The following is a 13,290-nucleotide window of genomic DNA, read 5'->3' on the forward strand; positions in this document are numbered from 1 at the left end:
GGGCCGGCGGATGCCGGGGCGCCTGGGTGCGGGGTGCCGGATGCCAGGGTGCCGGGTGCCGGGTGCCGGATGCCGGAGCGCCGGATGCCTGCGATGGGCTGCGCGAGCGGCTCAGCCGATCAGCGGGGCGACCCGCTCTCGGATCTGCTCGGCGATGATCTCGGGGGTCGCTGCGGCATCGAGAACCAGGAACCGCTGCGGCTCGGATCGCGCCAGGGCGAGGTACGCATCGCGGACCCGCGCGTGGAACTCGGTCTTCTCGGCCTCGAGACGGTCGAAGGGTTTGTCCGCCGAGTCGAGTCGCACGCGCGCCGACTCGGGGTCGAGGTCGAGCAGCACGGTGAGATCCGGCAGCGCTCCCTCGGCGGCCCACAGTGACAGGTTGCGGATCTCGTTCCCGTCGAGCACCCGCCCTGCGCCCTGGTAGGCGACGGAGGAGTCGAGATAGCGGTCCTGCAGCACGACCTCGCCGCGGGCGAGAGCGGGCCGCACCACCGTCGCGACGTGGTGCGCGCGGTCGGCGGCGTACAGCAATGCCTCAGCGCGCGGTGCGATGTCCCCGCGGTGGTGAAGCACGATGTCGCGGATCAGCTGACCGACCTCGGATCCGCCCGGCTCGCGGGTGCGTACGACTGTTCTTCCTTCATCCGTCATCCACTGGGCGAGGAGGTTGGACTGGGTGGTCTTCCCCGATCCGTCTCCCCCCTCGAGGGTGATCCAGATTCCCGGGCCTGATGTCACGAACCGGCCTTCTTCGCGGCGTTCGCGGCACGTGTCGCCGCGGCCTTCTTGGCTGCTGCAGACCGCGCGGCGGCCTTCTCGGCATCCGTCGCAGTCGCCTTGGCCGGGGCCTTCTTCGCCGCAGTCTTCTTGGCCGCCGGCTTCTTGGCTGCGGGCTTCTTGGCTGCGGGCTTCTTCGCGGCTGCGCCACGCTTGGGAGCCGGACCCTTGGCGCGCTTGTCGGCGAGCATCTGCACGGCGATCTCGAAGGTGATGTCTTCGACCTTCTGGCCGCGAGGGATCGTCACGTTCGTCTCGCCGTCGGTGACATATGCACCGAAGCGCCCGTCGCGGATGCGGATCGGCTTGTTGCTGACCGGGTCTGCCTCGAACTCGGCGAGCGCACTCGACGCACGGCGGGATCCCGCTCCGTACTTCGGCTGCGCGTAGATCTCCAACGCCTTCTCGAGAGTCACGTCGAAGATCTCGGACTCGCTCTCGAGCGAGCGGGAGTCCGCCCCCTTCTTCAGGTACGGACCGAACCGGCCGTTCTGTGCGGTGATCTCCTCGCCGCTCTCCGGGTCGGCTCCGACGACGCGCGGCAGGCTGAGCAGCTGCAGAGCGGTATCGAGGTCGATCGTGTCGACCGACATCGAACGGAACAGCGAGGCGGTGCGCTGCTTGGGCGCGGCAGCCTTCTTGGCTCCCCGCTTGGGCTTGGGGGCCTCGACGACCTCGCCGGTCGCCTCGTCGACGGCGGCGTCCTCGGACACCGGGTCGTTCTCCTGCACGTAGGGCCCGAAGCGTCCGTCCTTGACGACGACGATCTTGCCGTTGTCCGGGTTGGTTCCCAGCACCCGGTCGCCGGCGACCGGCGCGTCGATGAGCTCCTGCGCCTTGGCAGCGGTCAGCTCGTCCGGCGCCAGATCTTCTGGCACGTTCACGATGCGCGGTTTCTCATCCGGTGCATCGGGATTCGCGACCTCGAGGTACGGGCCGTACTTGCCGAACCGGAGCGTCGCGTTGTCGGTGATGGGCGTGGAGTTGAGCGCCCGCGCATCGATCTCGCCGAGGTTGTCGACGGTCTGGCGGAGCCCGACATGCGAATCGGAGCCGTAGTAGAAGGAACGGAGCCACTCGACGCGCTTCTGCTCGCCCCGCGCGATCGCGTCGAGGTCGTCTTCGAGCGCGGCGGTGAAGTCGTAGTCGATGAGATCGGCGAAGTGCTCCTCGAGGAGACGCACGACACTGAAGGCGAGCCACGTGGGAACGAGCGCCTGGCCGCGCTTGGTCGCGTAGCCTCGGTCGATCACCGTGCCGATGATGCTGGCGAACGTCGACGGTCGGCCGATGCCGTGCTCCTCGAGCGCCTTGACGAGCGAGGCTTCTGTGAAGCGGGGCTTCGGCGTCGTGCGGTGGCCCTTGGCCTCGGACTCCGACATGCGCAGCTCGTCACCGACCGCGACGATCGGCAGCGACTGGTTCTCGTCGGCGTCCTTGTCGTTGCGCTTCTCGTCGCGCCCCTCCTCGTATGCCTCGAGGAACCCCTTGAAGGTGTACACGGTGCCGGATGCGGTGAACTCGGCGTTGCGCCCTGCGGCGTCGACAGCGATGGTGACGGTCGTGGTCTCGTACTTCGCATCGGCCATCTGACTGGCCACGGTGCGCTTCCAGATCAGGTCGTAGAGACGGTGCTCCTCGCGGTCGAGTTCCGAGGAGACGGATTTCGGGGTGCGGAAGGTCTCTCCCGAGGGGCGGATCGCCTCGTGCGCCTCCTGCGCGTTCTTGCTCTTCGACTTGTAGGCACGCGGCTTGAGCGGCACCGCGGTGTCGCCGTAGAGCGCGACGGCCTGGCTGCGAGCGGCTTGCACGGCCTGAGTGCTCAACGCGACCGAGTCGGTTCGCATATAGGTGATGTAGCCCTTTTCGTACAGCCGCTGCGCGACGCTCATCGCCTGCTTGGCGCTCATCGAGAGCTTGCGGCCCGCCTCCTGCTGCATGGTGGAGGTAGTGAACGGCGCGTAGGGGCTGCGGGTGCCGGGCTTCGCCTCGACCTTGGTGACGGATCCCGCGCCGGTGGCGTCGACGGCGAGTGCGAGCTCTGCGGCCTGCTTCTCGTCGAGGATGACGACGGCCTTCTTGAGTTTTCCGTTGTCGTCGAAGTCGGTGCCTCGGGCGAGCTGGCCGCCGTCGACGCGGACCAGGCGCACCTTGAAGCCGGACGACGACGAAGCGAGCGCCTCGACGTCCCAGTACTCGGCGGAGACGAACGCCATGCGCTCGCGTTCGCGCTCGACGATCATGCGGGTGGCGGCGGACTGCACGCGTCCGGCGGACAGCCCGGTCTTGACCTTGTACCAGAGCACGGGCGAGACGTCCCAGCCGTACAGCCGGTCGAGGATGCGGCGGGTCTCCTGCGCGTCGACGAGGTCGGTGTCGAGCTCACGGGTGTTTCCGATGGCCGCCTGGATCGCGTCCTTCGTGATCTCGTGGAAGACCATGCGCTTGACAGGGACCTTCGGCTTCAGAGTCTCGAGCAGGTGCCAGGCGATGGCCTCGCCTTCGCGGTCCTCATCAGTGGCGAGCAGGAGCTCGTCGGCGGTCTTGAGCGCGCGCTTGAGCTCGGCGACGGTCTTCGTCTTGCGATCGGAGACGACGTAGTACGGGTCGAAGTCGTTGTCGACGTCGATCGAATACTTGCCATACGCCTGCTTGTCGGCGGCGGGGATGTCCTTCTTGTCTGCGAGGTCGCGGATATGGCCGACGGAGCTGAGCACCTCATAGCCATCGCCGAGATATCCCTGAATCGACCGCATCTTCGTCGGGGACTCGACGATGACGAGCTTCTTGCCTTCAGCCAAGGGAGCGTCCTTTCTTCGAAGCACACCATACACACCGCCGTGATGGGTTGGTCACGGTGGTCGCCTGCATTTTCGCCGGAAAGTGCCTCGTGCCGCCGTCAGGATCCCTCGGGTGGCCCAGCACGGGCTCGGGAGACGGCAGCGAGTCCAGCGTACGCCGCGTTCACCTGCACGGTCGCCACGAAGCCCTCGACGGCACAATCGGTGAGAGTCGCACCGGAGGCCGCCGCGACCCGCGCAGCGAGCGCGCACGGGTCGTCGGCCGTCACGATCGAACCGCTGGCCGCGTCGGCCGCGGCGAGGGCCGCGGCGTCGGCAGCTCCGGCCGCCCGCTGCGCCGTCACCGCTGCTCCCCCGACTGCGGCGAGCCCCAACGAGAGCGCCGCCGCGACCGACAGGACGCCGGCCGCGAGAGCCGAGCCCGCCATCAGCCCCCCTCCCCTGCGGAAGCCGACATCAGAGCCCTCCGGCGAGCGCGCAACTCGACGCCTGCAGCGGGATCCGGATGAAGCCGCCGATCGCGACGTCGGAGTGCGCGTGCACACAGACGAGGTCTCCCGACGAGCTGCTCGACATTCCGGCACCGGGGACCGCGGTCGTCACCGCATGCGATGCCCTGCCCGCATCCTCGCCTCGGCCGAGGAGGCGAGCAGCGTCAGCCGACGCGTCCTGGAGTGCGACCTGACGAGAGGCCGCGCCCAGCGCACCGGCCCCGAGCAGAAGAGTGAGGACCACGGCGGGCAGCGCGAGTGCGAGCTCGGCTGCCACGGACCCCCGCTCGCCGTCGCGTTCGGCGCTCGTCACGAGACCGTGAGAGCCCGGCGCACGAGGTCGGTGAGGATGCCGCGCACCTCATCAGACCTCATGATGACGACGAGCAGCCCGGCGAACGCCACGGCGGCCACCGTGGACGCTTAGAGACATACTCTGACAAGATGGCCGCATGACCCCTACCGACTCTCGAGTGCCGCGCGTCGCGATCTATGCCAGACAGTCGGTCGACGAGGATCAGGGCATCACCCAGCAGCTCGAAGACTGTCGTGCGGAGATACACCGCCGCGGATGGCGCGTCGTAGCCGAACACCAGGATAACGACACGTCCGCCTCGAAAGAGCGAGGGCCGAAGACCGCATGGTCGGCGATGCTGAACTCTTTCGATGCTGGCGAGTTCGACGCCGTCATCGTCACAGAGACATCGCGCATCACCCGCAGCCTCATTGACGTGCTGGATATTCGGCCGCCGCGCCGGAACATGCGCGTGGTAGTTATTCGCGAGGGCATCGACACTCAACTAGATGACTTCATGCTCAAGCAACTCGTGCTCCTCGCCGAACGAGAAGTCCGGATCAAGACAGAGAGAGCTGCCCGATACGCCGTGGGACGGCGTCTGGCAGGACACCCGACGCCGGGTAAACCTCCTCATGGGTACAGCTGGGTGCCGAGCATTGAACGAGATGCCGCGGGCACGCGGTACCGAATTGATGAGGCAGAAGCAGAGGACGTTCGGCAGATCTTTCGGGAGTTCCTCGCTGGGGCACCACTCGCTCAGATTGCACGTGATCTCAGCGACGCTGGCAGACTGACGCGACGGGGCGTCCGCTGGCAGTCGACCACTGTTCGGCGGGTCCTCCTGAACCCGCTCTACGCAGCGCTTCTGCCCCCCGCGCAGCCAACCGGCCAGTATGACGCGACCTCGATCGACCTTGACGCCTGCACGCCGGGCGCTTGGAAGGCGATTGTCGAGCGGGATCAGCTCATCGCTAGTCGTGGTCGACTTATCGGCGTCCGGGCGAACCACAGCGGGACTGCACGGAAGTGGTTGCTCTCAGGGCTCGCTGTGTGCGCGATCTGCTCACATCCAGTCAGATCCGCCAGCGGCGAGACCCATCCCACTGCCCGCAAAAACGGTGGCCGTGCAGCACCATCACGTCGATATCACGCGTACCGGTGTCCGAAGGGGCATTTCATGCGCAACGGCGACATCATCGACCAGTACGTCTCAGACATCTGTGTCGCTCGCCTGTCGCAAGAAGACGCCATCGACCTGATCACTCCGCGATCAGATTCGATCGACATCGCTGTGCTGAACTCGAAGCGGGAAGCGCTTACGGCGCGCCGCCAGTCGATCGCAAGCTTTGTCGCTCGCGGCCTGATGACCGACATCGAGGCGGACGACAGCCTTATGGAGATCTCGCGAGAACTTCAGGCGATCAGTGACCAGATCGCTCTCGCTGTTCGCGAAGATCCCTTCGCGGAGTTGGCCGTCGTCGATGATGTCGAAGCTTGGTGGGACAGAGCGACCCTGGCTAGGCGTCGGCTTCTCGTTGAAGGGCTGATGGTCGTTCGAATCAAACCTGTGGGCCACGGTAAGCGTGTTATGACCTCAGATGGGGCCGCGGCGAGCGTCGAGATCGAATGGCGACGCGGCTAAGAGCCGTTGGTGGCCGGCCGCTAGCGCCTCACTAGATCGGCTGGGCTTCGCTTCATCTGCGGGGCTCAAGCGGGCCGATGATCAACGGGCAGCGGCCTCCGAGGTCTTCTGATCGGCCTTGGCGTCGGATGGCTTTCCTGCGGATTGAGCGCCAGCGCCCGACTCGTGCTCGGTCTCGGAGAGAGCGGGCTTGAGCCCGGACCGGAGGAGGGCGAATCGAGCCTCTTCAGACACGAGAAAGATCTCTGCGATCTGATCGATGAGGCGCTCACGGCGCTTCGGGTCGTATTCTTCCCATCGGTCCCAATCATCGCCCATGCCGGCGTACCACTCGGCGTATCGCTTCGCCGTCTCATGGACGAGAGCAACTTGGAAAGCGGACAATTCTGAACGCCAATCAAAACTCATCAGCGTCTCCCCCCGCTGTCCCATCGCGGTCCGGACTCGCCAACAGACTCATCGCCACTTCTGCCCCTCTACGATGCGCTCAAGCGCCTCGATCCCGCCGCCGCTTCGAAACCATTCAACCGGCGTCTGACGCCCTTCGGCCACCATGGCCGTCTGGGGCGTTGCCATCAGGCCGGAGACCGAGATCCAGTTCCTCTCCCTCAGTAGCGCGATGATCTCCGCAAGGTGCGGGAGAAGCTTCCCCGGCGAGGACAAGCTGAACTGCCAAGACGGGAATCGTCTGTGCCCGGCGACATCGACGGCGTAAAGCTCACCGTTCTCGACTGCTCGATTCAGTGAAGCTTCATCGAGGTGCAGGAACAACGCTGCGCTCTCTGCAGACATGCTTTGGTGCAGGCTCGTTAGAAGCGTGCTTGCCGCAACTGCGGGGAGACTGCCGCGCGCCACTCGGCTCGAGGTTTCCTGGAAGTCCTCTGGAGTGGTCGCTCCGGAGCTAACTAGATACCCGGCCTCTTGCGGTGTTGGATCCTCATCGTCAGATACCGGTCGCTGCGCGAGGAGCGCACCGGTCAGGACACTCGCAACGTAATCGCCGTCGGCGTTGAGTCGCGCGATCGCGTCTGCGAGTGCGGCCATCGACACGGCCGACGGCTCAGCCTGCCACCGATGACGAACGGACTTCTCTTCGGGGGAGTTCATGGCTGTCATCGTAGGCGGGGAGAGGGACAATGTCGTCGTGGAAGGCCGAGTTGCCTTCGACGAGGTCATTCCGTTCTCCTCGCTTGAGGATCAGGCACCGTCGAGTGACCGCGAATGGGGCGCCAGATGACCATATTGTGGACAGTCTCTCGAGCGAGGGTTGCGGCCACCGCTGGTTGTGGCCGCAAGGTGACCGCCTCGTGGTCACAGTATGGCCAGTTCAGGGTCAGTAAGCGCGGGATATTGCATCTAGATCGAGCGTGTCCGCGGAGTGACCGCATAGTGGTCACTCCGCGGACACCAGCCGCCCACAAGCCGCGGGTCCGCGTTATCGCTCGCGATCGAACCTCGTGACATCCGGCCGCATGTCTCGCTCCATCATCTCGACCAATGACCTCCGGGTGTTGCGTGCTTTCGCCATGTCGGCTTCGAAGAGCTCGCGAAGAGGCTTACCGCCAACCTTCACCTTGTCCAGCCATCGGTCAACATCCGCGGGGACGCTCTCCAGACGCGCGTTGATGTCTCGCATCCTTTGGCTCTCTGCGTCGGCGTCCTCCCGCGCTTGCGCCGCTGTTCGCTGCGCAAGCTGCGCCTGGCGCCGAGCCTCGTTCGCGTCCCGGACTGCATGCTCCGCGGCCGCCCGGCGAGACGCCAGCTCGCGCTCCCTCTTAACAGCGATGGACTCCCGATCGTCAAGGTCCGAATCCCTGGACGCGAGTCGCCGCCGCACCGAATCGCTCGCCTCCCGTTCCTTCTCCAACTCACCGGTAGCCTCCCGGAGCCAATCTGCCTTTCTCTGAAACTCGCTGCTGCTGAGATGCTCTCTCGAGCGTTCCGTAACTCGGTGCTCCACGTCGTACCCGGCTTCGGCCATCACAGCACGAAGCTCCTTGTGTTGGCGCCTCAGATCGGCCGGCCCCTTGAAGAAGTCCTTCTGGGAGAGCCGTCCGTCGCCCGTTACGGGGACAACTGCCACCTGCAGGCCCGGATGCAATTCATCTAGGTGCACGGAGAACCCCACGATGTTGTCAGCGCCGAACTCGGCGACGGCCCAATCCAGCGCCGCTCCCATGTACGCGTAGGACTCCTTGCTCGGCCCCTTCTCGCGCCAAGAGGCATCGTGCTCGGCGAACCACTTCGGATCGAGCTGGAGGACAACGCCGCGAATCAAGACCGCGTCCTTGCGAAGGGCCCTTCCGACCGACTCAAGGCGCTGCTTGAGGTAGTCGTCGAGCTCGTCCGAAGGCGGCCGGCCATCGACGGATTCAAGACGCCTCACGCTACCGGAACCGTCATTGACCATCGTCATGTTAAGAGCGGTTCTCTCCGGGATGATGTTCGCATTCGACTGGGGGAAGATGAAACCAGCTTTCTGGTCAGCATCTCGCGCGATGTGCCTGAAGAATGCCTTCGCATGCCCTCCACGCTTCACCTTGTGAGACACGTCGAACGTCATCGTGTAACTCATGCCTCGTTCCTCTCGACGTGGTCCGTGGTCTGTTCCGTCCTCGACGCAACAGACCACGGAGCCTCCGGCGGCTCTCCCGAGGGGCTTCTCCTGCCGCTCATCCGCAACCCACCCCTGCGCTTCCTTTGGAGGGTGCGATGCTCCTTCTCGTCAGAAGAAGGTGTAGCCCCATACACTTCTGAGCACGCTTCGCTCGTCAGAAGCTCCTGGTGCCCTCCGGGGGCCGCTGTGCGGACAAGACGGCAACTGTGTCGACGGATCGTCACGACGCGCCTCCCGATGGCTCAAAAGGCGAAGTGCCCGGAGCCGCCGACAGCATGCGTGAGAGCCACGGCTCGAGCTCCGATAGAGGCAACATCTGCGAAGCTCGCTCGGGCCGACGAGCGTTCTTCCAGTCACCTTCGCTCACCGTGCCGAGATCCCATCGGGCGATCCAGTCGAGACGCTCGAGGAGGCTGAGATCGCGATCTGCCAGGGTCGGAATGGTGACGACTCCCTGGCGGTGAGCCATGACGATTGACATCAGCACAGCCCGACGAGGGGTGACGATCCTGTGCCCCTTTCCGTGCGCGAATCGGACGTGCCAGTCCTTCCACTCGTCGACGGTCCTCAGGCAACCCGTTTTCGCAATCTCGCGAGCGATCGCTCGCGCACGCAGGCACTCTTCGATGGAGTCCCACGGAGCGGTCTCAAACGTCGCCATCTCGTGCTTCGATCCGTCTGGAACCGGGACGCTTTCGCCGGACATAGATGCCATCAGTGGCCGGCGCTTGAGGTCGAAGTCCATGCTGAGTGCGCGCTCGACAACCGACGGAATGAAGTCCTTGCGCCCTTCTCTCCGAGAGAGCTCTTGGAAGCTCGGGAATCGACGGTAGGCATTCTCGACCCGACCTTCACGAGTAACCACGTTGACCAACAGCTCTTCACGATCCTCGAGACTGTCGGCGTCGATTCCCGCGGAGGGCTTTAAGCCGTTGTGAGCGCACACGCCGTCGACGCGGAGCGACACGTTACCGCGTGTGGTGAAGTTCACCAGATCATCTTGTTCGTGCTTGGCTTCCCAGATCGTCGCATCCCCGGTGAGCGCTGTGCGAGCTTCGCGCAGATGCTCCGCGAGACCATAGAGATCGAGACTCTCAACGTCGGTAACGGACCAGTCCGTGATGAATCCGTCAGTGGTGACCGAGAAGACCTGGCCGCCTCGTTCGGTGATCTGATTCATCGTCGCCAGGAGCTGAGCTCGCACGAGGCTTGTCGTGGTGGCCGCATGTGACGGACTGGAGATCGCAGAGCCACCGACATTGTCCATCTCCTGCTTGTGGGCATCCCACGAGCGCTGCTCAGCCACGTCTTGTGCGGTCTTCCCGTAGATCGTGCATACGCCCGTCTTCAACGTCTCCTCCTCAAGCGACCCCTTTCCGAAGAGCCGCTTCGCAGTAGTGCGGTCCTCGATCAGCTGTTTCACGCCATAACGAAGCGACAGGCTGAGCGAGCCATCTGCACGGTGAGCCGGTCGCCCCGCAAAGCCGATCTGGCAAAACACCCTCGCGCCAAGCTGGAGCGCGAGCCAGAGCTCCGGCCCGCAAACCCATGTCCCCGCAGTTCCCTCGCTCGACCGCGGATAGATGAGCGTGCCGTCGGCCACGATGGGGAGAGTCGGGTACGAGACGTGACCGGGGAACTCGAACGAGACAAATCCCACGAAGGACGTGGTCGGCTCCGGCACGTCATGGGTACTCAGTATCCGTTCGTGAACGACCTCCTGAATAGCACCGGTTTCCCAGTCCAGATCAGGCACGAGCGCCATAGCCGTCGGGTAGGCGTTCTTCGCATCGATATCGATCGTTCGCGTCGGGTAGTACCCGGGCGCGGGACACGCGTTCAGTCCGCCGTGGTACGCGGACGCAAAAGCCTTGCTCAGCTGCGCTGCGGCACCGTCCAACGGCGTGCGACCACGCTTTGAGTAGAACGTCAACTCATCACCTTCTTCTACAACATCAACGGCCTCGTCCTCGACGAGCCCGGAGAACGCGAGCCTGAACTCCTTAGGAGACGCCACCCCGAAGTACTCCGATCCCGACGCCACGAGCGAGGCCGCCGCACCACCGCCGAGAGTCACAGGCGGGAGCACGCCCTCACCCCAGATGCGGCCGAGGAACTCGACGACGATCTCTGCGTCGTTGACGCCATAGTCGAGGAAATCGTTCAACTGTTCGCGGCGGTAATCCGTCATTCGCGAGATGCGGTCGCCTGGCACCTCGAGCTTCTCAATGCCAGCGGCCGCGCCGATTGCGGCGAGCGTCCGCTTGCCCGCAGGAGCGTGCGTCATCGTGTCGCGGACCGTAACACTCAACGACCGCCACCAACCGAAGTCATCGCCCCGCTGGTCGCCACTCTGGAGGCGGAACGGAAGCAGCGTGACAAGGCCGCCGGCAGCGGACGTGAGGCGCGTCAGATGATCGGTCACTCTCGCGCCACCACGAAACGACGTCAGATCGGCAGCACCGTAGTGACAGGCCAAGACGATTGGGACGCGCCAGGGCGCAAGGGCCGCAGCCCTGGCCTGCCAATCGCCGGGGTTAGCCGCCCAGCTTCGAGCGGCGTCACCAGCGGGACCCGCGCTGGCCTGCTCGATGACCGTGCTGCGCCGCACTCCGCGGTCATCTACCTCTGCTCTCACTAGAGGTGACCGCCACAATGACGCAGCCCGGACAACCTCCCAAAGAGCGGTGTGCATCCCGATCCTGCGTCCATCGAGCGGAAGGATGACCACTTGGACCATCGTCGACGAATCGTCCAAATCGGGCGTTGCGAACTGCCAACTGTTGATCGTCCGAACACCATTCACAGTGGTGAACTCGGAGTCGAACCCGACGACGATCGCGCGCCGACCAGTTCCCATCGATCGCACAGAGGCAAGTTCTCCGAATGCGACTTCACGGCCCGCGAGCGGGGCGGCGGAGCCCACCGCGGGCAGTAGGGGGTCGGGGTCATGAACACGGGGACCCATGGGCGCCTTATGACCCCGCGGCGAAAACCCCGGAAAATCAAGGGACCGCTGCGCTCCCGACGGCTCGATTGCTGGGGCACTTCTCTGGAGACCCCCAGTAATCGAGCTCAAGTGAGCGGATTGAGCGTGCCGCTGCATGCGCCGGACCAACACCTGGAACGTGCCGCCGGCGTCACGAATTTCGTGCGCTTTCCAGCCGGAGTGGAACGGTGTATTCACGCCGCACCTCCGATGATCACGGCAAGGCGCTCGCGCTGTTCGGCGGTAAGTCGCGGCGCGGCTGCGACGACACGGGCAACGGCTGAGTCGATCTCCGCCGCCGCTCGCGGCCGGCCGACGACCGGAGCCGCCATCGCGTCAAGGTGGGCGGGCTCAACATAGATGCGGCGACCAATGCGCTCCGCAGGCAAGCTCCCATCAGCAACGCGCTTGCGAAGTGTGGAGTAGCCAATGCGCCGCGCGTGCGCTGCTTCCTGAAGGGTGAGTCGAGACACTGTTTGAGGTGTGGCGTGAGTAGGCAAGCCCACTCCTCTCGTTTGAGAAGGAGCACCTCGCATGTCTCACGGGCCACCTGCCGGTGCCTTTTCCCGCCAGGACCGCCATCGCGATCCGTGTTCACCAGTTCGTTGACCCTCGGGTCAACATGCGCTGGTGTCGCATTCGCCGCGGGCGGGGCCTCAAGTGTTCGACGGGCGGGGGGCCAACCCCGTAGCTCCCGTCGGGTGCGATCCTGTTGGATCCCGCTCAAAGTAGCACTCTCGAGCGTCGGAATGCAACACGATAGACTCGTTTATGAGGAAAAATGGTGTTGCTCGGTGGGCCACAACTCGCTCTACCTCTCGGCGACCTCTTGTGGACGTCGTGGTGCGCCCCGTGCTCGAATGCTCCAGCACATAGCGCGATTTTTCCCGAACCCGGCTAGGTCTGACTGCGACCTCCGCCCTCTCGATGATTCGGGCCGTGATTAGTACCAGCGCTCACCGTCGACAATGTCGTCGATCGCATCGAGATTTCCCCCTCGGAGCAGCCACTGAATCGGTGTCTGCTGTTCACCCCGGAACGTCAGATCCTCTTTGGGTACCGTCATGAATGCTTGCAAGCTCGCAGGATCGCGTTCATCGGGCAGAAGTTCGCTAAGTAGATGTGCGAGGTGGGGCAGTATGCCCTGCGGCCTCGCGTCGGTGAACTGCCATCTGGGATAGACAGTGACCGCCCCAACCTTGAAGCCGAACAATTGCTCTGCACCGCAAAGGTCTCGAACCCGGTGGCGGCTGACTCCAAGTTTTTCGGCCGCCTCGGACTCGCTGAAGCTGGCAGCGATCGTTTCGAGCAAGGTTCGATTCTCTAGTTCTCGAAGATCACCGCGCGCGACGCTCGCTTCTGTCTCCGCCAACTCCTTCGGTGTGAACTCGCCCGACTCGATCAAGAATGCGCGCTCCTGCGCGCTGAGCCCAGGAGAGCCGGGGCCGGCCTCGCGCAGAAGCTCGTTTGCCGCGAGCCGTAGGACCTCGGCGATCTCTGGGCCGAAACCTTCGGTAGTGATAGCGGAGAGCGTCGCATCAACAGCATCGTCGATCTTCAAAGGTCGAACAGCTTCCATTGGATACCCTTCCAACGCGAGTCTCGATCGGGCGTACGACGACTGTATCGCCACCACCATCAATCGAGTTCCGCCGCTCGAAGGTGACGCCGA

At 64.6% G+C, this 13,290-nt stretch carries 11 protein-coding genes and 1 pseudogene; 1 reads left to right on the forward strand and 11 read right to left on the reverse strand.

The annotated features are described in order from the left end of the window. Positions 1 to 111: 111 nt before the first annotated feature. The 5 genes and pseudogenes from tmk to ACIP5T_RS15990 form a co-directional block, all read right to left on the reverse strand. On the reverse strand, positions 112 to 741 hold the full coding sequence (tmk, locus tag ACIP5T_RS15970) for a dTMP kinase (protein WP_400865555.1): 630 nt from the start codon (positions 739 to 741) through the stop codon (positions 112 to 114). Beyond that, positions 738 to 3,581 (reverse strand): type I DNA topoisomerase, encoded by a 2,844-nt coding sequence (gene topA / locus ACIP5T_RS15975; RefSeq protein ID WP_400865557.1) that lies wholly within the window; start codon positions 3,579 to 3,581, stop codon positions 738 to 740. The genes tmk and topA overlap by 4 nt, the downstream gene beginning before the upstream one ends. Before the next feature lie 98 nt (positions 3,582 to 3,679). After that, on the reverse strand, positions 3,680 to 4,009 hold the full coding sequence (locus ACIP5T_RS15980; protein WP_400865560.1) for a helicase: 330 nt from the start codon (positions 4,007 to 4,009) through the stop codon (positions 3,680 to 3,682). Positions 4,010 to 4,037: 28 nt separating this feature from the next. Beyond that, entirely contained in the window at positions 4,038 to 4,349 is a 312-nt protein-coding gene (locus tag ACIP5T_RS15985) for a TadE family type IV pilus minor pilin (protein WP_400865563.1), read from the reverse strand. Positions 4,350 to 4,381: 32 nt separating this feature from the next. Further along, positions 4,382 to 4,492: pseudogene (locus ACIP5T_RS15990) on the reverse strand (DUF4244 domain-containing protein); the annotation flags it as partial. Between the two features lie 32 nt (positions 4,493 to 4,524). On the opposite strand from ACIP5T_RS15990, the gene ACIP5T_RS15995 reads away from it, so the two are divergent. Next, positions 4,525 to 6,012 carry a recombinase family protein gene (locus ACIP5T_RS15995; RefSeq protein WP_400865566.1) on the forward strand — a complete coding sequence of 496 codons (1,488 nt, stop codon included), beginning with the start codon at positions 4,525 to 4,527 and terminating at the stop codon, positions 6,010 to 6,012. A gap of 81 nt (positions 6,013 to 6,093) precedes the next feature. On the opposite strand, the gene ACIP5T_RS16000 is transcribed toward ACIP5T_RS15995, so the two are convergent. The 6 genes from ACIP5T_RS16000 to ACIP5T_RS16025 form a co-directional block, all read right to left on the reverse strand. After that, positions 6,094 to 6,420 (reverse strand): hypothetical protein, encoded by a 327-nt coding sequence (locus ACIP5T_RS16000; protein ID WP_400865569.1) that lies wholly within the window; start codon positions 6,418 to 6,420, stop codon positions 6,094 to 6,096. A gap of 48 nt (positions 6,421 to 6,468) precedes the next feature. Continuing rightward, a complete protein-coding gene (locus ACIP5T_RS16005) occupies positions 6,469 to 7,119 on the reverse strand; it encodes a hypothetical protein (protein ID WP_400865572.1) in 651 nt (216 codons plus the stop codon). A 328-nt stretch (positions 7,120 to 7,447) separates the two neighbouring features. Next, complete coding sequence (locus tag ACIP5T_RS16010; RefSeq protein WP_400865575.1) at positions 7,448 to 8,587, reverse strand: plasmid recombination protein; 1,140 nt, start codon at positions 8,585 to 8,587, stop codon at positions 7,448 to 7,450. Between the two features lie 262 nt (positions 8,588 to 8,849). Beyond that, positions 8,850 to 11,240, reverse strand: coding sequence for a hypothetical protein (locus ACIP5T_RS16015; RefSeq protein ID WP_400865578.1), 2,391 nt, complete (start codon positions 11,238 to 11,240; stop codon positions 8,850 to 8,852). Between the two features lie 572 nt (positions 11,241 to 11,812). Beyond that, positions 11,813 to 12,154: a helix-turn-helix domain-containing protein gene (locus ACIP5T_RS16020; protein ID WP_400865580.1), complete on the reverse strand. Its 342-nt coding sequence runs from the start codon at positions 12,152 to 12,154 to the stop codon at positions 11,813 to 11,815. 407 nt (positions 12,155 to 12,561) lie between these two features. Next, positions 12,562 to 13,197 carry a hypothetical protein gene (locus tag ACIP5T_RS16025; RefSeq protein ID WP_400865583.1) on the reverse strand — a complete coding sequence of 212 codons (636 nt, stop codon included), beginning with the start codon at positions 13,195 to 13,197 and terminating at the stop codon, positions 12,562 to 12,564. Positions 13,198 to 13,290: the final 93 nt, after the last annotated feature.

Origin of the sequence: Microbacterium sp. NPDC088619, assembly GCF_044752825.1 — a bacterium.
Classification (GTDB): Bacteria; Actinomycetota; Actinomycetes; order Actinomycetales; family Microbacteriaceae; genus Microbacterium.